This window comes from Pseudarthrobacter sp. YAF2 (assembly GCF_052113345.1).
Classification (GTDB): domain Bacteria; phylum Actinomycetota; class Actinomycetes; order Actinomycetales; family Micrococcaceae; genus Arthrobacter.
The window spans coordinates 19,056-40,251 of the sequence record NZ_JBFRDA010000012.1; the positions used below are offsets into that span (position 1 = coordinate 19,056).

The 21,196-nt window shown below is 64.4% G+C and carries 18 protein-coding genes; 8 read left to right on the plus strand and 10 right to left on the minus strand.

What is annotated here, in order from left to right:
• Nucleotides 1-257: 257 nt before the first annotated feature.
• From AB4Y79_RS13325 to AB4Y79_RS13335, 3 genes are all read right to left on the minus strand, one after another.
• Nucleotides 258-518 (minus strand): hypothetical protein, encoded by a 261-nt coding sequence (locus AB4Y79_RS13325; protein WP_441862792.1) that lies wholly within the window; start codon nt 516-518, stop codon nt 258-260.
• A gap of 105 nt (nt 519-623) precedes the next feature.
• On the minus strand, nt 624-1,934 hold the full coding sequence (gene dctA, locus AB4Y79_RS13330) for a C4-dicarboxylate transporter DctA (protein ID WP_441862536.1): 1,311 nt from the start codon (nt 1,932-1,934) through the stop codon (nt 624-626).
• A gap of 56 nt (nt 1,935-1,990) precedes the next feature.
• Nucleotides 1,991-3,133, minus strand: coding sequence for a PrpF domain-containing protein (locus AB4Y79_RS13335; RefSeq protein WP_441862539.1), 1,143 nt, complete (start codon nt 3,131-3,133; stop codon nt 1,991-1,993).
• A gap of 127 nt (nt 3,134-3,260) precedes the next feature.
• On the opposite strand from AB4Y79_RS13335, the gene AB4Y79_RS13340 reads away from it, so the two are divergent.
• Nucleotides 3,261-4,166, plus strand: a complete 906-nt coding sequence (locus AB4Y79_RS13340) for a LysR family transcriptional regulator (protein ID WP_441862542.1) — start codon at nt 3,261-3,263, stop codon at nt 4,164-4,166.
• A gap of 41 nt (nt 4,167-4,207) precedes the next feature.
• Here the strand turns inward: AB4Y79_RS13340 and AB4Y79_RS13345 are convergent, their stop codons facing one another.
• The 5 genes from AB4Y79_RS13345 to AB4Y79_RS13365 form a co-directional block, all read right to left on the minus strand.
• Complete coding sequence (locus tag AB4Y79_RS13345; protein ID WP_441862545.1) at nt 4,208-5,179, minus strand: serine hydrolase domain-containing protein; 972 nt, start codon at nt 5,177-5,179, stop codon at nt 4,208-4,210.
• Between the two features lie 78 nt (nt 5,180-5,257).
• Nucleotides 5,258-6,376 carry an ABC transporter substrate-binding protein gene (locus AB4Y79_RS13350; protein ID WP_441862548.1) on the minus strand — a complete coding sequence of 373 codons (1,119 nt, stop codon included), beginning with the start codon at nt 6,374-6,376 and terminating at the stop codon, nt 5,258-5,260.
• A gap of 32 nt (nt 6,377-6,408) precedes the next feature.
• Complete coding sequence (locus AB4Y79_RS13355; RefSeq protein ID WP_441862551.1) at nt 6,409-8,193, minus strand: ABC transporter permease; 1,785 nt, start codon at nt 8,191-8,193, stop codon at nt 6,409-6,411.
• Entirely contained in the window at nt 8,190-9,287 is a 1,098-nt protein-coding gene (locus AB4Y79_RS13360; RefSeq protein ID WP_441862554.1) for an ABC transporter ATP-binding protein, read from the minus strand. Before AB4Y79_RS13360 ends, AB4Y79_RS13355 begins: the two co-directional genes overlap by 4 nt.
• A 40-nt stretch (nt 9,288-9,327) precedes the next feature.
• Nucleotides 9,328-10,419 carry a PrpF domain-containing protein gene (locus tag AB4Y79_RS13365; RefSeq protein ID WP_441862557.1) on the minus strand — a complete coding sequence of 364 codons (1,092 nt, stop codon included), beginning with the start codon at nt 10,417-10,419 and terminating at the stop codon, nt 9,328-9,330.
• 318 nt (nt 10,420-10,737) lie between these two features.
• Between AB4Y79_RS13365 and AB4Y79_RS13370 the strand changes: the two genes are divergently transcribed.
• From AB4Y79_RS13370 to AB4Y79_RS13395, 6 genes are all read left to right on the plus strand, one after another.
• Complete coding sequence (locus AB4Y79_RS13370; RefSeq protein ID WP_441862560.1) at nt 10,738-11,406, plus strand: GntR family transcriptional regulator; 669 nt, start codon at nt 10,738-10,740, stop codon at nt 11,404-11,406.
• Nucleotides 11,407-11,525: 119 nt separating this feature from the next.
• On the plus strand, nt 11,526-12,989 hold the full coding sequence (gene tcuA / locus AB4Y79_RS13375) for an FAD-dependent tricarballylate dehydrogenase TcuA (protein WP_441862563.1): 1,464 nt from the start codon (nt 11,526-11,528) through the stop codon (nt 12,987-12,989).
• A 41-nt stretch (nt 12,990-13,030) separates the two neighbouring features.
• Entirely contained in the window at nt 13,031-13,666 is a 636-nt protein-coding gene (locus AB4Y79_RS13380; protein WP_441862565.1) for a GntR family transcriptional regulator, read from the plus strand.
• 332 nt (nt 13,667-13,998) lie between these two features.
• Complete coding sequence (locus AB4Y79_RS13385; protein ID WP_441862567.1) at nt 13,999-14,910, plus strand: intradiol ring-cleavage dioxygenase; 912 nt, start codon at nt 13,999-14,001, stop codon at nt 14,908-14,910.
• 98 nt (nt 14,911-15,008) lie between these two features.
• The gene (locus tag AB4Y79_RS13390; protein WP_441862570.1) at nt 15,009-16,487 is read left to right on the plus strand and encodes a polysaccharide deacetylase family protein; all 1,479 of its coding nucleotides are present in this window, start codon (nt 15,009-15,011) and stop codon (nt 16,485-16,487) included.
• A gap of 84 nt (nt 16,488-16,571) precedes the next feature.
• A complete protein-coding gene (locus AB4Y79_RS13395) occupies nt 16,572-17,144 on the plus strand; it encodes an SRPBCC family protein (protein ID WP_441862572.1) in 573 nt (190 codons plus the stop codon).
• 94 nt (nt 17,145-17,238) lie between these two features.
• Here AB4Y79_RS13395 and AB4Y79_RS13400 read toward each other — a convergent pair whose 3' ends face one another.
• Nucleotides 17,239-18,216 (minus strand): alpha/beta fold hydrolase, encoded by a 978-nt coding sequence (locus AB4Y79_RS13400; RefSeq protein ID WP_441862575.1) that lies wholly within the window; start codon nt 18,214-18,216, stop codon nt 17,239-17,241.
• 183 nt (nt 18,217-18,399) lie between these two features.
• On the opposite strand from AB4Y79_RS13400, the gene AB4Y79_RS13405 reads away from it, so the two are divergent.
• Nucleotides 18,400-19,443, plus strand: a complete 1,044-nt coding sequence (locus AB4Y79_RS13405; RefSeq protein ID WP_441862578.1) for an LLM class flavin-dependent oxidoreductase — start codon at nt 18,400-18,402, stop codon at nt 19,441-19,443.
• 314 nt (nt 19,444-19,757) lie between these two features.
• Here AB4Y79_RS13405 and AB4Y79_RS13410 read toward each other — a convergent pair whose 3' ends face one another.
• The gene (locus tag AB4Y79_RS13410; RefSeq protein WP_441862581.1) at nt 19,758-21,002 is read right to left on the minus strand and encodes a toll/interleukin-1 receptor domain-containing protein; all 1,245 of its coding nucleotides are present in this window, start codon (nt 21,000-21,002) and stop codon (nt 19,758-19,760) included.
• Between the last annotated feature and the right edge of the window lie 194 nt (nt 21,003-21,196).

Below are 21,196 nucleotides of genomic sequence, written 5' to 3' on the forward strand. Positions count from 1 at the left end.
GCACCGAAGTTCAATGGGGCCGGCTACCGCAATTAGTGCGGTAGCCGGCCTTAGTCGGTCTCAGGACTACAGCAGTAGAAGCAATTTCCCGTATCGCAATCGTCAGTTGTTTCTTGAGTTTGAAGTTCACTCATTTCGATTCCTTTCGGATGGATGGTGGGAAGACCCGCTGCCGGTCGTCTTCCTGGGCGTTGGCGACTACCAGGGCGCCATCGGTGGAGAAAGGCGAAACATCCCCCACGGTTGCGGACCCGCGGTCACGTTGTTCCCTGCGCCGGCCGCCGATGGAGGGTGACACCGTCGCTGCGCAGGAAGAGTTCGCGGTCGTTCCCGGGCTCTTTGAGGATCCATATCATGGTGCCGTCGAGGGCAAGCATATCGATCCGGCCGGCCGCGATGTGGCGCCCGTTCCGGCGTATTTCCACTTCGTCTGAACGGGAGAGCGTGCACCAGTTGGGTATTGGCTGTCCGCGCGGAGGGCGGCGGGGCACTCCATTGCGTTCGCTGTTTGTTTCCACTGTTTGTCCTTCCGTGTGTGCCCTTGCGTGCCGTGCCGGCAAAGCTAGCCCGGGACCCCTGCTGGGATCCCGGGCAAACATTGGGGGCGGTGACCTGCAGGTTGGCTAGTGCGCCAGGACCGGCTCGGCCAGCTGCACCTTTTCTTCCTCGGTGGGCACGAAGCCCGCCTGGAGTTCGGAGCGGAGCTTGCCCATGTCCAGCTCACCCTGCCATTTGGCGATGGCCACGCAGGAGACGATGTTGCAGACCGTGCTGGTCAGGGCGCGGGCCTCGCTCATGAAGCGGTCGATGCCAACGATGAGGGCTACGCCGGCGACCGGCAGGGTGGGCATGACCGTCAGGGTGGCAACCAGGGCCACGAAACCACTTCCGGTGACGCCCGCCGCGCCCTTGGAGGTCAGCAGCATCATGCCGAGCATCAGCAGGATCTGGCCCCAGTTGAGGTGGATGTCGCAGGCCTGGGCGATGAACATGGAGGCGAGGGTGAGGTAGATGGCTGTGCCGGTGAGGTTGAAGGAGTAGCCGGTGGGGACCACGAGTCCCACGACGCTGCGGTCGCAGCCGATCCGTTCGAGCTTGGAGAGCAGGCGCGGCAGGACCGGTTCGCTGGAGGAGGTCGCCAGGACGATCAGGAATTCGTCCTTGAAGTAGCGCAGGATCTGCCACAGGCTGAAGCCGGTGATCTTGGCCAGGATGCCCAGCCCCACCACCACGAAGACGATGCAGGCGGCGTAGAAGGCAAGGATCAGCATGCCGAGGTTTCCGATGGAGTGGGCGCCGTACTTCCCCACCGTGAAGGCCATGGCCCCGAAGGCTCCCAGCGGAGCCACCTTCATGATGTAGCCGAACATGATGAAGAGCAGCTTGTTGAAGCTGTTGACCACGTTCAGTGCCAGCTGGCCCGGCGCGCCGAGCTTGCTGAAGGCGAAGCCGCACAGCAGGGCAATGACCAGCACGGGCAGGACCTCACCGTCGGCGAAGGCGCCAACGAAGGTGGTGGGGATGATGCTCAGGATGAAGTCCACAGGGTTGCTGCTGGGCAGCTGGGTGGTGTACTTCTGCGCCACCGAGGAGTCCAGGTGTGTGGGATCGATGTGCATGCCGGCGCCGGGCTGGAACAGTGTCACCGCGGCCAGGCCCAGGGCCAGGGCGAGTGCCGTCAGCGCGTAGAAGAGGCCGAGCGAGCGGATCAGGGTGGGGCCCACCTTCTTGGTGTCCCGCAGGGAGGTGATGCCCCCCACGATGGTGCAGAAGACGATCGGAGCGATCATGAACTTCACGAGTTTCACGAAACCGTCGCCGATTGGCTTGAGGGATGCGCCGAGGTCCGGCCACAGTGCGCCCACAACGACGCCGAGGGCGACTCCGATGAGTACCTGGACATACAGGTGTCCGAGGATGGATTTGATCTTCATTGAACAACTTCCTGGTTGGTGCGGCCCCTTAATGATGGGGCAAAGAGAAAGGGGTTTTAGGCGGACAGCTCGGCGGCCGGGGCCACGTCGATGTCTGCGGTGGCGATGTGGCGGGCTGCCCGGTGCAGGGCCACTTCGCTGACGGCGCCGGTTTCATCGGAGATGATTTCGGCGGTGATGACGCCGGCGGGTGTCCCGACCCGCAGTAAGCGGGGAGTTCCGGCGCCGGTGGAGGGTGATGGGCCTGCTGCGTTGGCTACGACCGATGACTGCAGCGAGGCGGCAAGGGCAACTGCCACGGCTGACGTCAGGCCGATGGCAGGGTGGGGCGCGAGCATCGACAGCATCCGCACCCGTACGTCGTGGCTGTCCGCAGGGATGGTTGTCCCGTCCGCGGCGATGTAGTCGCCGGCAGGCGCCACAACCCCGACTTTCGGGACAGCGTTCTGCGGCGGATCCTCAGGCTTCCGCAGCCCCATGATGAGGCCCGCTGATGCCCGTGCCGCGATGAGGGTGGGCAGCTGCGCGGTGAGGTTGTCCGTCATCGAGGAAAGATCGACGCCGGCCTGGTCGGCTGCGAGAAGCACGGCAGGGGCGCCGGCGTCCACCATCGTTGCGCCCAGCGTCATGCCGTTTACGTTGAGCTGGTCCACCGTGTTGCCGGTGGGCAGGAATGCGCCGGTGTTCTGGCCCCAGGGGCCGTGGAACGAGAGGCTGACGGGAACGCCGGCAGCGCTGCTGCCCGGAACCCGCGCCAGGCCGGACTTGGGAACGTGTCCGCCGGGAGTGGGAACCGTTCCGCTGAGCACGGCGCCGGAGGTGAGGTGGCGCATGCGGACCTTGGTCATGCCGTCCCGGGCCGCAACGATGCCCGTCTGTACGGCGAACAGGGCAATGGCGGTGGCGCAGTTGCCGCAGTTGGAGCCGAGTTCAACGGTTGGGTCACCGATCCCCACCTGGGCGAAGAGGTAGTCAAGGTCAGCCTCGGCATCGGGGGTTGCCCAGATGACGGCCGCCTTTGACGTGGTGGACGTTCCTCCCCCGACGCCGTCCAGCTGCCGCGCGTCCGCTGCGCCGAAAGCGGCGGACAGCAGTGCGGGGATGTCCTCGCGGGTGGGGGCGTGGAGGGCCACGTCCCTGGCATCGAAGAGCCAGCACTTGCTGGTGCCGCCCCGGTACCAATGTCCTTTGAGTCCCACTGTATTTCTCCCTCGTAACTTGCAGTGCTCTACTTCACAGCACCTTGTACTTCTACGATCCGGGATGGAAGGCTTCAGCACAATCGCAAATAAATGGACGACTATCTACTTTTGCTAAACTCAGTACATGGCAATCCTCGATCTTCACCGGCTCCATGTGCTCCGCGAGGTGGGCCGTTCCGGTTCCCTGACCTCCGCTGCTGCCGCCCTGTCCTTCACCACCTCGGCGGTCTCGCAGCAGATCGCGAAACTTGAGCAGGAGATGGGCGTGGTCCTCATCGAGCGCCATCCCCGGGGCGTGGTCCTGACCGAAGCGGGGCACGCCCTGCTGCACTACGCCGACGACATCGACAGGACCGTTGAAGCTGCCCGTGCCGAGATGGGGGAGTTCGCGGGCCTGCGGCGGGGCCAGTTGCGCCTGGGAACCTTTCCCACCGGCGGAGCATCCCTGATGCCGGACGTTGTGCTGGCGTTCCGCGCCCGCCATCCGGAGGTGGCAGTGACGGTGGTCAGCGCCCGCCGGGACGGCCTGCTGGAACGCCTGCGGCGGCGGGAAATCGAACTGACGCTCCTGTGGGACTATCCCTGGCAGCAGATCGAGGATCCTGACCTGACCCTGGTCCGGCTGACGAACGATCCGACAGTGCTGCTGGTTCCGCGGGAGCACCCCATTGCGAAACTGGGCTCGGTCCGCATCGGTTCATTGAGCGACCAGGAATGGGTGGTGCGCGACGAGCACCCCGTGGCGGACGTCCTCAGCCGGGTATGCCGCGACGCGGGGTTCGAGCCGCGGATCGCCTTCGCAGCCAACGATTACCAGGAGACGCAGGGCATGGTGGCGGCCGGTATCGGGATCGCCCTGGCTCCCAGGCTTGCGCTGACCGCTCTGCGCCCCGATGTCGTAGCCGTTCCTCTCGCCGGTTCCCCGAAACGGCGGATCCTCCTCGCCCATCTTGCAAGCCGTCGGCTCAGCCCCGCTGCGCAGCAGGCAACCAAGGTGTTCCGCTCCATCGCCAAGGGCGCGGCTTCCTGACAAAGGAGGGCCCGCCGTCGTGCGGTGTCCTTCCCTGCCGCCTACCGGGCAAGGGGACCCTCAACCAGCACGTGGGCAAGGTCCATGAACTCGGCGTGGGTTACCGGCGCCGGGGGTGCCGCCGGGGCGCCCGGGATGCGGTTGTTGCGGGCAATGGCGAAGCTGTCGCTGACGAACACTCGGTGCGCGATGACGCTGCCTATTGCCGGCAAGACCAGCAGGAACTGGCCGTAGTTACCCGCGGCCAGGAACGCCCCGTCCCACTCTGGACCGGCTTCCTTGGGCAACCACCACAGGTAGCCGTAATCGCAGTTGCCAAAACCTGTGGCCGGTGCCATGTCTGCGCGCCTGACGTGGGGGTACAAGCTTTCCCTGACCCACTCCTGGGGCACGAGTTGGTGGTTTCTCCACCGTCCGCCGGCCGCCATCAGCAGCCCGATCTTTGCCAGGTCCCGCGCGGAGAGGAAGAAGTGGTAGGCCGGGAAAGCAGACTTTCCGGCGTCGCCGAGCATGTGCTGGCGCGTGGGGTCGTAGTCTTCAAACCCCAGCGGACCGGCCAGGTATTTTCCAAACGCTTCGAAGACGGTCAGGCCGCTGATCTTCTGGAATATGGCGCCCGCGGCGTTGAAGTCCCAGTTGTTGTACAGGAAAGACTCCCCAGGTGTTTTTGTGCCGCGCGCGAGGAAAGCGTGCTCATCACTGCCCGGGCTGGAGGGCGGATGATAGACCCCTGAACGCGACGTCAACAGGTCACGGAGCCGCGCCGTCCTTTCGATGGGCAGCAAGCCTCCAAGGTCATCAATACCGAGCTCGTCGAGCGTGGCATCGAGGCTGACCGTGCCGGCTTCCACCTGGATTCCGAAAAGGATTGAGAGCAGGCTTTTGCGGACCGAAGCTACGTAGCTGGCGCGGGTGGTGTCGCCGAGTTCAAGGATGGTCCTGCCGTCCTGGAGGACCAGCAGGGACGAGGTGTTCCGGGGTGCCGGAAGTGCGGCGGCGTGGGCAGCGGTCACGGGGCTCCTGAAGGTGGTGTGAAACAAAGAGCCTGGGGACCCGGCGGAGGCCGGATCCCCAGGCGTGGGATTGCGGAGTTACTTGGTGTAGCCGAAGACCTGGTTCCACTTGGCAAGGTCGTCCTTGCCGAAAGTCACGGCGTCGGTGTTCTGCATGCGGTAAACCTTGCCGGAATCGACCGCGGGGAGGGTCACGCCCATGATGGTGGGAGGTGCCACGTCGGTGCGGACCGGGTATTCACCGATCTGCGCGAAGACCTGCTGGCCCTGCTTGGAAAGGTTGTAGTTCATGAAGACCTTCGCGGCTTCCACGTTCGTGGCGGTGCCCGTCATGCCCAGGCAGTAGTCGTAGGAGACGAGTCCCTCCTCCGGGACGATGAACTTGACCGGAGCCTTGTCCTGGACAGCCGAGATATTGGTGCCGCTGATGGTGACCGTGCCCACGGCCACTTCGCCGCGGGCCAGGGCCGTGGCTTCAGCGCCGAGGGAATCGTAGATCTTGGGCTTCTGCGCAGCGTATTTGGCGAAGTAGTCGCCGCCCATCTTGGTTTCCATGAACCTGTTGAGTGCAGCAGTGCTGCCGCCCGAACCGCCCTGGACGATGCCCAGCTTGCCTTGCCACTTGCCGCCCGCCGCATCGGCCCAGGACTTGGGGGCGTCGGCTTCCTTCACCAGCTGGGTGTTGTAGCCCAGGGTGTACACCGAGTTGAACATGCGGGTGAACTGGCCGCCGTCCACCGAAACGTCCTTGAGGGCCGAGGCGCCGGGGACGTCATAGGCTTTCCAGACTTTGGCATCCTCCATGGACTTGGCGATCCGGTAGTCGGACGTGCGGATGACGTCGGCGCTGAGCTTGCCCGCACCCTGCTCGGAGAGCACGCGTTCGGAGAGCTTGTTCGGGGTGAGCCGTACGACGTTGACCTTAATGCCGGTGTCCTTGGTGAAGGCGTCCACCAGTGCGCTTTCGGACGAGTCGGTGTAGCCGGAGTACAGGGACAGGGTCTGCGTTTTTGCCTTCTCGTAGGTGGCCTTGTCCGCGATGGACTCGCCGTTGATCACCAGTCCGTCGTCGGTGTTCACGGCCGCGGAGGCGGTGACGACGCCGGAACTCTGGGCGGGGCTTCCGCACCCGGCCAGGCTGAGTGCGAGCAGCACTCCGGCTGCGGTGAAAGCGGGCAGTTTGGACGCTAACTTCATTGTGGGTGTCCCTTTCAAAGGTGGGTGTGAGGTCAGTTCTTGGTCTTGCGTTCGCCGCCGACTTTTTGGGCGATGACGGCGAGGATTCCGATGACGAGGCAGTACAGGACGCTGACGGCTGCGGCCGCCTGGCTCTGGCCGTTGTCGAAGTTGTCGAACACGAGGATGGACAGGATCCGGGTGTTCGAGGTGAAGAGGAAGATGGAGGCGCTGAGCTCACGCATGGAAAGCATGAGGAACAGCAGGAACGAGGACATAATGCCCACGCGCATCAGCGGCAGGGTGACGTCCAGGACGGACCTGGTCCGTCCTGCGCCGAGCATGACGGCGCTGTCCTCGAGGTCCTGGTCCATCTGGAGCATCGACGCAGAGACGCCGCGGTAGCCCTGCGGCATGAACACCGCCACGCAGGCGACGGCGAGGATCGCCAGGGTGCCGTAGATGGGCAGCGGCAGCAGCAGCCAGGTCCAGAGCAGTCCGATGCCCATGACGATGGCGGGGACGGCAAGGGGTGTCATTGCGACCAGTTCGATCAGGCGTCCCACCTTGGACTTGGTGCGGTAGCGGATGTAGGAGGCGATGAAGCTGAGGGTGGTGCCGGCGAAGGCTGCAATCAGGGCCACCAGGACGCTGTTCTTGAGCGCGAGCTGGAAATCGTTGGATCCGAGGACTTCGATCAGCTTTGCGAAGCTGAGGGAATTCGCTTCAAGCAGCTGCGACATCGAGGACACGAAGGGGGTGGCCTGCATCGAAGCGGTCAGCAGCGCCAACATCGGCAGGACCACCGAAACGGCAAAGTAGGCCAGGGCCAGGATGGTGAAGGGCCAGCGCATCTTGCGCAGCGGTACCTGCCGGGGCCGGTTGCCCTTGCCGGTCATGGTGGTGAATTTTCGCTTGTTGATGATGCGCTGCTGGATGAGGGTCACGGCCATCAGCGCAACGGTCAGGATCACGGCGACGCTGGCCGCCTGGTTGCTCTTGGCCGGCGTCGCGCTCATCAGGCGGTAGATATAGGTGGGCAGCGTGTCCACGCCGGCCGGGTTGCCGATGACCTGGGCCACGGGGAAGTTTTCCATCGTCAGCGCGAAGACCAGGACGGCGGAGCCCAGGATGGCCGGCAGGGCCAGGGGCAGCGTGACGGTCCGCAGCATGGTGCGCAGGGGAGCCCCGTGGACGGTTGCTGCCTCTTCGAGGTCGGCGTTCATCATCGACAGCGAGCTGTGCAGCAGCAGGAAGGCGTACGGGGCATAGAAGATTCCCAGCACGAACACCAGGCCCGGAAGGCTGTAGATGTTGATGGCTGCATCAATGCCAAGGTCGCGGAGGAAGATGTTGATGTAGCCGGCACTGGGCGAGCACAGCAGGGACCAGGCCAAGGCGCCCACCAGGGCGGGGATGAACATCGGCGCCATGCCGATGAAGAAGATGAACTTCCGCCACGGCGCATCGGAGCGGGCGCACACGAAGGCCAGGAATGCACCGATCAGCAAGGCGATGAGTGCTGAGCCGGCGCCGACCATGAGCGAGTTGACGAGGGCCCCGAGAGCTTCCGGGGTGGCCAGCAGCGCCAGGTTGGACAACGTCAGGCCGCCCAGGGAGATGCTGCCCGGCCGGGGAACGCTGTCCGAGAAAGCGGCGAGCAAAACCAAGGCAAGGGGGACGACGATGAGGACGCCGAGGATGACCAGGACAATCAGGCCTGGCGTGTTCTTCCGGAGGCCCGAAAGGGTACGGGCAGTGCGGTAGTTCCGGGGCGCTGGCTTTGGTGCCGGGCGGGCCTCCGCGCGGCTGGCCGCTTGGGTGGTCTTGAGGCTCATGCGAGGACCTCAGCCGGCAGGATCTGGACTTCGCGGGGGTTGACGGTCACCCACACGCGGTCCCCCACCTTGTGCTGGTCGCCGCGACGCAGTCCGCCCAGCGCGTCCAGCTCGGGCCCGGATTCCAGCTGGATCGCGTAGCGGATGTCGTTGCCCTGGAATCCCGCTACCCGGACCGTTCCCGGCCACGAGTTGGGGTGTTCGGCGGGCATGGCGGTGATCTGCAGGTCCTCGGCACGGATGCAGACCTTCGGCGACGTGCCGGCATCGCCGGCCTGCTGCGCTGACTGGACGGTGAGCTCGCTGTTGGTGATGCGTGCGGTGGTGGATCCGGTGGCCGTGCCCTCTGGGGTGCAGTCCATGATGTTGGAGACGCCCAGGAAGTGGGCGATCGAGGCGCTGGCGGGTGCTTCGTACATGTGCTGCGGGGCGCCCATCTGCACAATCCGCCCGCCCTGGAGCAGGGCAATGCGGTCTGCCAGGGCGAAGGCTTCGTGCTGGTCGTGGGTGACGTACACGCAGGTGAGACCCAACTGGAGCTGGATCTCACGCAGTTCAACGCGGAGCCGGTCACGCAGACGGGCGTCAAGGTTGGAGAGCGGTTCGTCGAGCATGAGCACGCTGGGCCGCATCACCAGGCTCCGCGCCAGGGCGACGCGCTGCATCTGGCCGCCGCTGAGCAGGCTGGCCCCGCGGTCCGCGTACGGCTCCAGGCCGACCAGCGTGAGGGCCTCCATGACGCGCTCATCGATCTCGCTCTTGGAAAGCTTCTTCTGCTTGAGCGAATAGGCAACGTTCTGGGCTACCGTCATGTGCGGCCATACGGCGTAGGACTGGAAGACCATGCCGACGTTGCGCTTGTTCGGGGGCAGGTTGATGCCTCTTTCCGAATCGAAGACCACAACGTCGTCGATGATGATCCGCCCCGAGGTGGGCTCCTCAAGGCCGGCGATGCAGCGCATTGTGCTGGTCTTGCCGCAACCGGACTGGCCCAGGAGGACGAGTGCCTCGCCGTCTTCAACGTCGAGGTTGAGGTTTTCGATGGCAGTGAAGCTTCCGTACTTCAGCTGCAGGTTTTGAATGCTGATTTTCATGGCTGATTCCTTGGCTGGGTTTTTCCGGTAGGGGTTTTCTTCAGTCACTGGGCACCAGGATGGTGCTTTCGCTGATCACTCGGGCCGAGCGTTGAAAGGAGACTTCAGCGGGATCGGCTGCATCCAATGCCAGCGTTGTCTTGCCGTTCAGCAAGTGGATAAAGAGTCCGGCCTCCGCTGCCGGAACCATGCTGCGTTGCACCACGCTGGCGGCTGTCCCCGAGGCGGCGGCGACGGCGACGGCGCTGGTGAGGCCGATGGCGGGGTGCAGCGCGCTCATCGAGATCATCCGGGCGGAAACGCCGGTTGTTCCTTCCGGCGGGGGCCCCACGATGCCCACCTTCGGAATGGAGCTGAGATTCTCCGGCAGGCCCATCCTGCGCGCAGCCGCGGCGCGCAACTGAGGAGCAATCCGGACCAGGGCCTGCAAAGCTTCCTCGCTGCCGGTCGCGTCCAGCCCCAGGGCCTGTGCGTCAAAGAGCGCAGCCGGGGCGCCTGCGTCGATCAGCGTCGCCTGGTACCGCTGCCCGTCGACGTCGATGTCATCGATGGCGTTGCCCGTGGGGAACTGTGCTCCGTAGCTGGACCATGAGGTTTTCTGGAAAATGACGTCGATGGGGACGCCGGGGTAATGCTGCCCGTCGAGACGCCGCCCGCCGTAGGCCGGCACTGTGGCCCCTGGTGTGGGGATCTCGCAAATAAGGCGCAGCCCGGTCACGGTGTTCAGGATGGGTACCCGGGTGACTTCCCCGGTGGGGACGACGAGCCCGGCATGGAGCGCGTAAAGGCCCAGCGCGGTTGCGCAGTTGCCGCAGTTGCTGGCCCACTCAACGGCCGGCTTGTCGATGGCCACCTGGGCGAACCGGTACTGGACTGTTCCGTCCCCGTCCGTTCCTGCCACGGTGATCGCCTTGCTGGTGGTTGACGAAGCGCCACCCACTCCGTCGATCTGGCGGAGGTCCGGCGAGCCGAAGGTGCGGATGAGGAGACGGTCCGTCTCCAGCGCGTCGGATGGAAGGTCCTCGTCCCGGAATATCCAGCACTTGCTGGTGCCGCCACGGACGAGGGTGGCCGGCACCGAGGTTACGGGGAGGGTGCCGGCTTGCGGCTCTTCCCTGAATAGAAGCGTCATTGGTTCTCCTGGAATACCCTCCGCTACCGTGTGCAGCAGCCGGGTAAATGTTCAAAGCTGAGCAAACCAGAATCCGGTGAGTGCTCCGCTGTATGGTGTTGGTCACAAACGGTATACCGTTGGTAGACCTTAAGCAACAGTCCAGGAATTATGAATACAAACAGGTCGGTTGGAGTTCCGTGCCGCTGCAGGGCATGTACGGGAAATCCGCACGGTGTTCACAGCGCGCCGAAACGGTATGCAGTGCGTTAGAATTGCGGCTGAAGGTATGGCGCCGGCGCGTCCTGCCGCTTGTTCCAAGAAGACCGGAGGCCGCCCGTGGCGTCGCAACCTGAGACAAGCCCCTACCTGATGATCAGGAACGCCATCATCTCGCAGGAGCTGCCTCCCCGTGCCCAGCTTGTTGAAAGTGCCCTGGCCAAGAAGTACAACGTCTCCAGGACGCCTATACGGGAAGCGCTGCGGCGCCTCGAAACGGAGGGGCTCGTGGAGCGCTACGGTTCACGCATGCAGGTCCGGGAGTATCGCCCGGAGGAAATGCTGGACCTCTACGAAGTGCGGACCTTCCTGGAGGAAGCGGCGGCAAAAACCGCGGCTCTTCGGCATACGGATATGGACCTGATGCTCATCGACCGCGCTCATCAGGCCATGGTCACCCTTGATTTTGATGCTGCCACTCCGGCCGAACTGGCCGCCGCCAACCGCACCTTCCATGAGCGGATCTGGGCCGCCAGCCACAGCGCCGCACTCCTTGACCTGCTGGACCGGATCCTGGTGCATTTCATCCGGTACCCCGGCACCACGCTGTCCACCAGGGAGCGGTGGGACCGCGTGTTGAAGGAGCACGAGGAGCTACTGGTGGCCATCCGTGCACGCAATGCAGAAGAAGCCGGCCGCATCGCCAGCGCCCACATGGACGAGGCGAAGAACATCCGAATCCAGATGTACATCGACGCCCAGGAAATCACTAACCCGCGATTGGGTTAGCCACAAAAACCGGCCCTGGGCCTCTCCCGCCGCCCCGCAATGCTCGCATCAGAACCCCATTGCATGCGACGGCATACTTATGTATACAATGGTGTACAGCGATGGAGCTGAGGAGATTGATGATGATCAAGAGCGACGTTTTGGTAGTTGGCGGCGGTAACGCCGGATTTGCGGCAGCACTTGCAGCTGCCGAGCGCGGACGCAAAGTCGTCCTGCTGGAAAAGGCCCAGGAAGCCGCATCGGGCGGCAACAGCTTCTACACTGCCGGCGCCACCCGCATCTCCCATGACGGGCTCCAGGAGCTCATCGAATTCGTGGAGCCTGACGAGCGGCACGCCGTCAGTGAAGTCCCCGCCTATACCCCTGCCGAATACCTGGCCGATCTGTCCAAGGTCTCTGAAGGGCGCAACGACCCCGAACTGTCCGCGGTCCTGGTCAGCGAAAGCAACCCGACGTTGCGCTGGCTTCAGGGCCTGGGACTCAAATACCGCCTGATGTACGAGCGCCAGGCGTACCGCACCCCGGACAGCGGGTATCTGTTCTGGGGCGGCCTCCACGTGGGGAACGTGGGCGGCGGCAAGGGGCTCATGGCCGACCACCGGGCGGCCGCGGAGCGCATGGGCGTGGAGGTCATCTATGACTGCGCAGCCACCGGACTGATCCAGGAGGATGGCCGCGTACGCGGGGTCCGCTACCGCACCTCATCCGAAGAAGGCGAGCTCCGGGCCGAGTCGGTCATCCTCGCTTCGGGAGGTTTTGAAGCCTCACCTGAACTGCGTCGCCAACACCTGGGTGAGGGCTGGCAAAACGCGAAAGTACGTGGCACGCCGGGCAACACGGGGGAGATGATCCTCGCTGCCCTGGACGCCGGTGCGGCCAGGGGCGGTGATTGGTCCACCTGCCACAGCGTGGCCTGGGACGCCTGGCACCCGGAGAACCAGAGCAACCTTGAGCTCACCAACCAGCTGACCCGCGGCGGTTACCCGCTGGGCATCGTGGTGAACACTGAGGGCAAGCGGTTCGTGGACGAAGGCGCCGACTACCGCAACTACACCTACGCGCGGTACGGCCGCGACATCCTTGCCCAGCCGGGATCGGCTGCCTTCCAGGTCTTTGACGCTTCCTCCCGTCCCATGCTGCGCGCCGAGGAGTATGACATGCCGGGGGTTTCGGTGGTCACCGCGCCGACTCTCGCCGAGCTGGCACAGAAGGCCGGCATCAGCCCTGAGGGACTTGAGGAGACGGTGCAGAGCTTCAATGATTCGATCACTGAGGGTGCACCGTTTGACCCCAACGTCAAGGACGGACGCCGCGCCGATACCCAGCCGCCAAAGAGCAACTGGGCCCGCAGCATCGCCACCGGCCCGTTCTACGCTTTCCCGGTGACCTGCGGCATCACCTTCACCTTCGGTGGCCTCAAGACTGACACCTGGGGCCGCGTGCTCACCGAACACGCGGAGCCAATTGAAGGGCTCTATGCCTGCGGGGAAGCCCTGGGTGGTTTGTTCAGCGGAAACTACCCCGGCGGCTCCGGGCTTGCGGCAGGCGCCGTCTTCGGCCGCCGCGCCGGCTCCCTCGCCTAGGCAACCCGCCCGCACCGACCAGCAACGGAAAAGAGGAAAAAGTGGCCAGTCCCATCCATCAGCGGCTTCGCGAGGATGTTCTCGCCAGTGTTTTTGCGCCTGATGAGCCACTCACGGAGGCCAAGCTCACCGAGCGGTACGGGGCCTCCCGGACACCGGTACGCGAGGCGCTGCAGCGGCTGGAACAGGACGGGCTTGTCGAGAGGCGCGGAAAAGCTGTGGTTGTCCGCACGCATTCGGCTGAGGAAATCATCGACATCTACGAGTCGAGGATCATCCTTGAGCAGGCGGCGGCTGCCAAGGCCGCCGCCAAGGCAACAGCCCTGGACCGCCAGCTGCTGATGGGGTTGCTGACGCAGATGCAGCAGCTGGATGCCAGTGACGGCCGGGCGCTCGCGGAAACCAACCGCGCCTTCCACGCCCAGCTGTGGCGCGCCACGCACAGCCCGTCGCTGATCGGACTGCTGGAACGCCTGGACCAGCAGGTCCGCCGGTACACCCTCACCACCCTGACCTACCCCGGCAGGTGGCCGGTGGTGCTGGCGGACTACGCAGACCTGCTGGCCGCCATCGAGGACGGCGACTCCGAGCGCGCGGGGGAGATCGCCGCCCGCCACATGTCGGACGCCTTGGGCATCAGGTTGAAGATGTACGCCGAAGATCCCCGGACGCTCTAGGCCGCATCGACGGCCCGGAGGCGTTCCTTTACAAGCCCGCCGGCAGATGATCCTGCGTATCCATCGCAACAGGTACCCCGAAAGTCGGGTGCAGGGGCATCGGCCGGTGCAAAGAGGCGGGGCAGGCTCCAATGGGCCTGCCCCGCCTCGCTTTTCCGGCGCCAGTGTGCCGTCCCGGCTTTGCTGGAACGGACGACGACGGCGGCGGGGTGGGTGCCGCCGTCGAACCTTCCGCCGTGGCTGGTTTCCTGTGGGGAAGCGCCCGCCGGGCGCACAGCAACGGCACAGAAACAACCAGTCCACGGCATAGCCGGGTGCGGTTTCCTTGGACCATGACCACTTCACGCACACCCGACCAACCGGACTTTGACCAGCCGCATCCCAACCACGACCGCGGGCTGGAGTTCGACCTGACCACCTTGATGAGCCGCCGGTCCCTGGGACTGTTCCTCGGTGCAGGCGGCGCGGCCGCCGCGCTCGCCGCCTGTACCCCGGCCGGGAACACTGGCTCCACGTCGTCAGCCACTTCCTCAGCGACCGCCACAGCCTCGGCGACCGCCGCAGCCTCGGCGGCCGCCACCGCCACACCAACGTTGACCCGGGCCATCGCCGAATGCGGCGTGGAAATCCCGGAGGAGACGGCGGGCCCGTATCCGGGCGATGGCTCCAACGGCCCGAACGTCCTGGAAGCCTCCGGGGTGGTGCGCCGGGACATTACCTCGAGCTTCGGCACCGCCTCTGCAACGGCGGAGGGCGTGCCGTTGACGTTCACCCTGACCCTCCTGGACAACGCCAACGGCTGCACCCCGATGGCCGGTGCCGCGGTGTATGCCTGGCACTGCGACCGGGACGGGAAGTACTCAATGTACGACTCAAGCCTGAAGAACGAGAACTACCTCCGCGGCGTGCAGGAAGCCGATGCCAACGGGCAGGTCACCTTCACCTCGATCTTCCCGGCCGCCTACTCCGGGCGCTGGCCGCACATCCACTTCGAGGTGTTCGAGTCCATGAACAACGCGACGTCTGCCGGGCAGGTGCTGGCCGTCTCCCAGATCGCGTTGCCCAAGGCGGCGTGCGACGACGTCTACGCCACCCCCGGATACGAAAAGAGCATCACCAACATGACCCGCACCACCCTGCAGTCGGACAACGTGTTCGGGGACGACGGCGGCATCTACCAGCTGGCGACGATGACAGGCTCTGCGGCGGCCGGCTACACGGCGGGGCTCAACGTGACCATTTAGCGCGTCGAAGCTCCTCAGGTCCAGGCAACCGCCGGGTTTTGTCATCTCGGGGTGGTAGTAAGGGACAATCAAGGGGTCAACACCTGAGGAGCGGATCGATGGGGCTGGGTATGGGGCGCGCCCGCGGGAGCCTTGCTGCTGCCTGCCTGCGGATCCTCCTGGCGGCGTTTTGCCTGGTGGCGCTTATCTGCGGCGGGGACGGTACGTCCGGGGCGCCATACGTGACCATGCGGCCGCATGAACGGGTTTCAAGCCAACCCGATTCCGAGGCGTTGCCGCAGCCCCTGTCAGATGCCCTGAACGGGCCGGTAGAGGTGCCGGGCGGTTACGGGATGTCCTTGACTGCCCACGTGGGGGAGCACCATGTGCATGCGTCCTGGACCTACGTTGACGGGGCGCCGGGGTTGAACACGCACGTGGACTCGTGGCTGCTTGGACTCCTCGATGCGGCCGCACCGGCCGGCAACCGCTACCGGCCCGCGATGGCGCTCAACGCACTGCAGCCTGGGGGCCAGGAAATGACCGTTTCCGCGGAGCCCGTGCAGGCTGCCGGAACCGTCATAGTGGTCCGTGAAAAAGTGAAGAGTTCCGGGACGAACGGGACGGGCTCCGTAAGGTCTGCCACCGTATACGTCGACACAGTCAGCGGTGAACTGCGCAGCGGCGCCGAATTGCTTCGGCCGGAGTCTGTCCCCGGCATCCAATCCCGCATCACGGGTGTCCCGGCGGACATCGCGGCGCCTTCCCAGCAGGGACCACCGGTGACCGACCTGCTTCTCAGTCCATCGGGGGAACTCACGGTCACGGCGGAGCTGCCCGGGAGGCCCGGCCGCCAGGCGTCCATGACAATGAATGCCCGCGATACCGGGGCGGCACTCAGCGACTACGGCCGCCAAGTACTGGGGCAGCTGAACGCCCCCGCCGTCCCGCGTCCGGCGACGGCACCGGCGCTCCGGCATGTGAACTGCGACCTCGTCCCGTGCGCTGCCCTGACCTACGACGACGGTCCGGACGCCCGCACCACGCCGCAGCTTCTGGCCATCCTGGCAGAGAGAAAAGCCCAAGCCACCTTCTTCATGACCGGGTCCAATACTGCCGCCAACCCATCAATCGCGAAACAGGTGGCCGACGCGGGCTTCGCGATCGGCAATCACACGTTCAGCCACCCCTACCTGACCAAGCTGTCCATCCCCGCGGTCAAGAAGGAGATCGAGCGTACGGACGCCGCCATCCTGTCCGCCACCGGCTCCACTCCGACCATGATGCGCCCGCCATACGGAGCAGCTGATGCCGCCGTGCAGGGTGGGGTGGGGAAACCACTCATTATCTGGGCCGTCGACTCGCTTGACTGGCAGAGCAAGAACCCGGCGGCCTTCGTGCCCAAAGTGCTCAAGGAAATTACGCCCGGGGCCGTGGTGCTCATGCACGACGTCCAGCCAACGACCATCTCCGGGCAACAGGAACTGATCTCCACCCTGCAAGGGCAGGGCTACCAGCTGGTATCAGTCCCGCAGCTCTTCGAAGGAACGCCGCTCACCCCTGGTCACGTCTACAGGTCCCGCCCCGCGCGGCCGTAGTCATCGGCGCACCGCCGCCCGTTGACCACGAACAACCGCGTGAGTACTGTTGGCCGCCTATTCATCCTCGCCGCGGAGGCACCAATGGCCGGCACTTCGAACAGCAGCACTGATTACGAATTCCTGACCGTCTGGCGCGTGGCGGGTACCCCGCGCGAGGTCATGGACATCCTGGGCGATGCCGGCACGCTTCCCCGCTGGTGGCCATCGGTGTATTTGGCGGTTGAGCAGTTGGATCCGGGCAACCCGGATGGCACCGGGAAGGCGTTCTTCCTCCACACCAAAGGCTGGCTGCCGTACACGCTCAAGTGGCAGCTCACCGTCACCGAGCCCGTCACGGAGCACGGTTTCGCCATCTCCGCGCGAGGCGACCTCAACGGCACCGGACGCTGGACGTTCGAGCAGGACGGGCCCGAAACGGTGGTCACCTACGAGTGGCGGGTCAGCACGGCGAAGCCGCTGTTGCGGCGGCTGAGTTGGCTGCTCAAGCCCGCCTTTGCCGCGAACCACCGGTGGGCGATGGCCCGTGGACAGGAGGCGCTGGCGTTGGAGCTGCGCCGACGGCGGCCGGGCGCCGAACCTGCCAAGATTCCGGCGCCCGCGGGACCCACCTTTTCACGACTGCCCCGCTGGCCGGGGAAGGCAACGCACGCCTGACGTGCCGGGCTGCCGTTGCTGGAAGGTACGACGACGGCGGCGGGGCGGGCGCCGGCGTCGTACCTTTCCGCTGGGCTGCTTTCCTCCGGGACCGTCAGGTTGTGGCTGACGGTGTGGGGGTGTCCTGCCGCTGGTGCGAGACGCGCTGGATGAACTCGACGGTCTCGCGCTCGGTTTCGGCGCGGGTGGTGGGTTCGTTGTGCACCTCGTGCCGGACGCCGGGGAACACGCGGGTGCGGACGTCCGCGTGGCCCGAATCGGCCAGGCAGTTGGCCACGTGATAGGCACCTTCGCCGTAGTTGGTCACGGGGTCCTGGTCGCCGGCGAGGATGAGGACGGGGAGCTCCGTGGGGAGCTGTTTGTACCAGTCATCGGCGTTGACCTGGTCGTATAGGTCAACGAAGCCCTGGAGGAACCGGGCGCTCAGCGGTGCGCCGAAGTTGTTGAAGGGGTCCCGTCCGTGGTCGGCCACGACGTCGGCGTCCAGTGCCACCCAGGCAGTGGGGCCGGGATTCTCGCCGAAGCGGCCAACGAAACCGTCGAACATTTGGCCCACCAGTTCCTCGGGTGCGGCCTCCGCGGCGCTGCTGCCGGAGGCAAGACGTGCCAGTTCCGGCCGGTTGATTTTTGTCTCGATGCCCCGGATTTGGGCGGCGATTCCGCAGAGGATCAAGCCGGACAACTGCGCTCGCGGATCAACGGCCATGGCGCGCGCAATCATGGATCCCCAGCTGTGCCCGAACACCACGTAGGGAAGCTGGGGGAGTGCCTCCCGGGCCTTGGCCTGGAGGGTGAGCTCATCCGTAACCACCACGCTGGCGGCATTGTCTCCGGCGTCACCCCAAGTGCCCTGCTGCATGGCGGTGCGCCCGTGGCCGGCGTGGTCACCGGCCACCACGATGAATCCCGCGTCCACCAGGGTGGAGATGAGGTGCAGGTAGCGGCGGGAGTGCTCGCCGAGCCCGTGGATCAGCTGCACTATCGCCTTGGGCTGGCCGATTGGTTCGTAGACCCACGCCTGGATGGTGTCGCGGCCGTTGGCGGACGTGAACTCGATTTCCTGCAGTGACATGTTTTCCTCCTGTGGTGGCGCCGTCGCCTGCCCGTGGTGAGCCTAACCCGTGTGCGGACACGTCCGTCAAGGGTGTGGGTGCTTCTTGTGGAGCCTTAGGGCGGCGGGACATGTTGGTTCATCCGGTGGCCCACGGCCTAGTCTGAAAAACAGCCACGTTCCCTGATCACTTGGAGGAAGCCGATGCCGCAGCCCACCCGTCCTTTGCGCAAGCTGGGCTTCCTCACCATTGGGCTGTTCGATCCCGTTGATCCGGCTGCGGGCCACGAGTCCACGTTGCAGATCATCGAGCTGGGCGAGCAACTGGGGTTCGACAGTGCCTGGCTGCGCCACCGGCACCTGCAGTTCGGGATTTCTTCGCCAGTGGCGGTGATGGCTGCGGCAAGCCAGCGCACCTCACGGATTGAGCTTGGTACTGCCGTGACGCCGCTGGGCTGGGAGAATCCGCTGCGCCTGGCCGAGGACCTGGCCACCGTGGACCTGCTGGCCGGTGGACGCATCAACCCGGGCGTAAGCGTCGGGGAGCCGATGCAGTATGACACGGTGAAGCATGAGCTGTACCCGGACACGGCTGATGTGGAGGACTTCAGCTACGCGCGGGTGGAGCGGTTTGCGCGGCTGGTGGCGGGGGAGCCGGTGCAGGAATTCTCGGGCAAGCAAGGGGTGGTGGAAGAGTTCTCCAACCGCGTGGAGCCGCATTCGCCCGGCCTGCGGAGCCGTCTTTGGTATGGAGCAGGGAGTACGAAGTCAGCGGTGTGGGCGGGTTCTCATGGATTCAATTTGCTCTCCAGCAGCGTGATCTTCCCGGATACGGACCAGGAACCGGACTTCGCCCTGGTCCAGCAGTCGCAGATCCGGGCGTACCAGGAAGCGGCTGCTGCTGCCGGACATTCGGGGGCGCGGGTTTCACAGGGTTTGGTGGTGATCCCGACTGACTCGGCGTCCCCGGAACAGCGGGCGAAGTACCAGCAGTACGTGGACGAACGCACTCCGCGGACCGCTGCTCCGCAGGGGCCGCGGGGCATGATGTTTGCGGCTGATCTGATCGGCACCAGCGAGGAGATCGCGGAGCAGCTGTACGCGCACGATGGATTCCAGGAAGTGGATGAGGTGGCTTTCGCCCTGCCCTTCAGCTTCGACCACGAGGACTACGTCCAGATCCTGACGGATATGGCCGGGAAGCTGGGGCCAGCTTTGGGGTGGGCGCCAAAGGGAGCGACTTCGTAGGGAGAGCTGAATGCCCGCCGGCGCAAACTAACGGACGGCGGTGACGCTGCAGCCGTTAGCATTGACCTGTCAGGGGGCAATCTGAGACTGATTTTGGCATCTCAGCGGTTACTTGGCCCACGGTGGCGGCCTATGTATCAGCCGTCACCAACGACCAAAACCAGGATCGTTTAGAGGGACGACTCAGTCGTCCCATGCGGTGATTTGCGCGCGCGCCACCATGACCTGCGTCTCGGACCAATGAGCTATATCCCACTCGGGTCCCGGTCCAGGTACACCGTCTAGCAGGTAGGTTCCGTGTTAGAGGAGGGTTCCTACCCTGCGGGAATCTCGATCGGCTGCCAAGTTTCGATGAGTCGCAAACTATCCGTGACGCGAGTCAGGCCCCTTCGTGCTGGACGAAGGGATTTCCGCAGTGGCACAGAGAAGTGCTCTGCCGGCTTCATGCTGTTTAGAAGAGAGTTGAGCTGGCTGCTGACGACGTCGAGCCCTCCAAGTTGCCCAATGGATGAGTTGTAGTTCACGGCCATATCTGGGCTTACAGATAGGAACTCGGTTGCAATCCGCCGAAGACGTTGCATGTCGAGATCAACTTTTTTGGTCGTGGTAAACATACGCTCACCCAGCTCGCTGATTTTCTCCGACGGTTCGCTGAAGGCCCGTGCCGCTTTAAGACTCCAAGTTTGAAGCTGCTGCGTGGTCATCTTTTCATCCAGCTTTCCGGCCTTGCTGGCAGCTTGTCCCAAGCCTTCGATGGCAGGTCCCATCTCCATACCTACAGCCGTAAGTTCACCAAATCCAGTTTCGAGTGACGCGGTAAGTTCTGCGATGCCTGGCTCGTCATCGTCATCGTCATCGTCATCTTCGTCGTCGTTCTCTAAGTCCGAAGTCAACGAAGAAACGAAAGACGACGGAGTATCGGTGTCTACGGTGTCTGCAAGCTTCGCTTCAGCTGCTTCGTAAGCGATTACAAAGCGATCTGCCAGATGTGCCATGGTTGTCTTCCATGCCGAAGACCTGGGATCTGACAGCACCGCATCTTCAATAACTTCCCACTGCCGAGCCGCTGCTTCTATCACCACGTCATCGGTGGAGTTCTCATTGAATATGGCCGGAGCATTGAGTAACAGAACCGGGAGCAAAAGTTCTTTGACTCCAAGCGCGGTAGCATTCGCCTGAAATTTGTTGAATTCCATCCTGCAGTTGGCACTATCCAGGTAAGCCGCACTGAGCAGTGGGATGAACACTGAAGCTCCGAGTATCTCTTTCTCAAGCCGGTCACGCCACAGCTCACCCCATCCAATGCTGTCTTGATCAAGGAAAGTCTTGACCCTTCGCCCAGACTTGGCGTAGATGAAGTGCCCAAGCATCTCTTTGAACGGCCGCACCATGCCGTAAACCCCATCGTCAGCACGGGTATAGCTAAGAAAGACCGTGATGTCCCCGTTGCTCTGTCCAGTGGCTACCGGCGCTTGCGTTTTAGGAACCCCGAGTACTCGGGAAGGTGCTGGTTTCGCGCCGGCACGACCACGGTTGTGCTGGTTTCGCTTGTTCGCCACGAGTAGTCCCCAATTCAGTCCAGGATGCTTTCCACCCTCAGCGTAGGCCAAGCAAGCCTGCACTCGAGCAGCAAGCTCGCTAGGAGCAATGGCAGTTAGCAGACTTCCACATTAGGAACGGCTCTTCAGAAACGGACACCAAAAGACCGAGATTCGGTCGAAAGCACCCTCGGGGTGTGGCTTCACAGCCAGCG

Excerpts from the sequence above, each read along its gene's own strand:
- dctA (WP_441862536.1), bottom strand. The coding sequence starts at position 1,934 with ATGAAGATCAAATCCATCCTCGGACACCTGTATGTCCAGGTACTCATC.
- AB4Y79_RS13340 (WP_441862542.1), top strand. The coding sequence starts at position 3,261 with ATGGCAATCCTCGATCTTCACCGGCTCCATGTGCTCCGCGAGGTGGGC.
- AB4Y79_RS13350 (WP_441862548.1), bottom strand. The coding sequence starts at position 6,376 with ATGAAGTTAGCGTCCAAACTGCCCGCTTTCACCGCAGCCGGAGTGCTG.
- AB4Y79_RS13355 (WP_441862551.1), bottom strand. The coding sequence starts at position 8,193 with ATGAGCCTCAAGACCACCCAAGCGGCCAGCCGCGCGGAGGCCCGCCCG.
- AB4Y79_RS13360 (WP_441862554.1), bottom strand. The coding sequence starts at position 9,287 with ATGAAAATCAGCATTCAAAACCTGCAGCTGAAGTACGGAAGCTTCACT.
- AB4Y79_RS13365 (WP_441862557.1), bottom strand. The coding sequence starts at position 10,419 with ATGACGCTTCTATTCAGGGAAGAGCCGCAAGCCGGCACCCTCCCCGTA.
- tcuA (WP_441862563.1), top strand. The coding sequence starts at position 11,526 with ATGATGATCAAGAGCGACGTTTTGGTAGTTGGCGGCGGTAACGCCGGA.
- AB4Y79_RS13385 (WP_441862567.1), top strand. The coding sequence starts at position 13,999 with ATGACCACTTCACGCACACCCGACCAACCGGACTTTGACCAGCCGCAT.
- AB4Y79_RS13390 (WP_441862570.1), top strand. The coding sequence starts at position 15,009 with ATGGGGCTGGGTATGGGGCGCGCCCGCGGGAGCCTTGCTGCTGCCTGC.
- AB4Y79_RS13395 (WP_441862572.1), top strand. The coding sequence starts at position 16,572 with ATGGCCGGCACTTCGAACAGCAGCACTGATTACGAATTCCTGACCGTC.
- AB4Y79_RS13400 (WP_441862575.1), bottom strand. The coding sequence starts at position 18,216 with ATGTCACTGCAGGAAATCGAGTTCACGTCCGCCAACGGCCGCGACACC.
- AB4Y79_RS13405 (WP_441862578.1), top strand. The coding sequence starts at position 18,400 with ATGCCGCAGCCCACCCGTCCTTTGCGCAAGCTGGGCTTCCTCACCATT.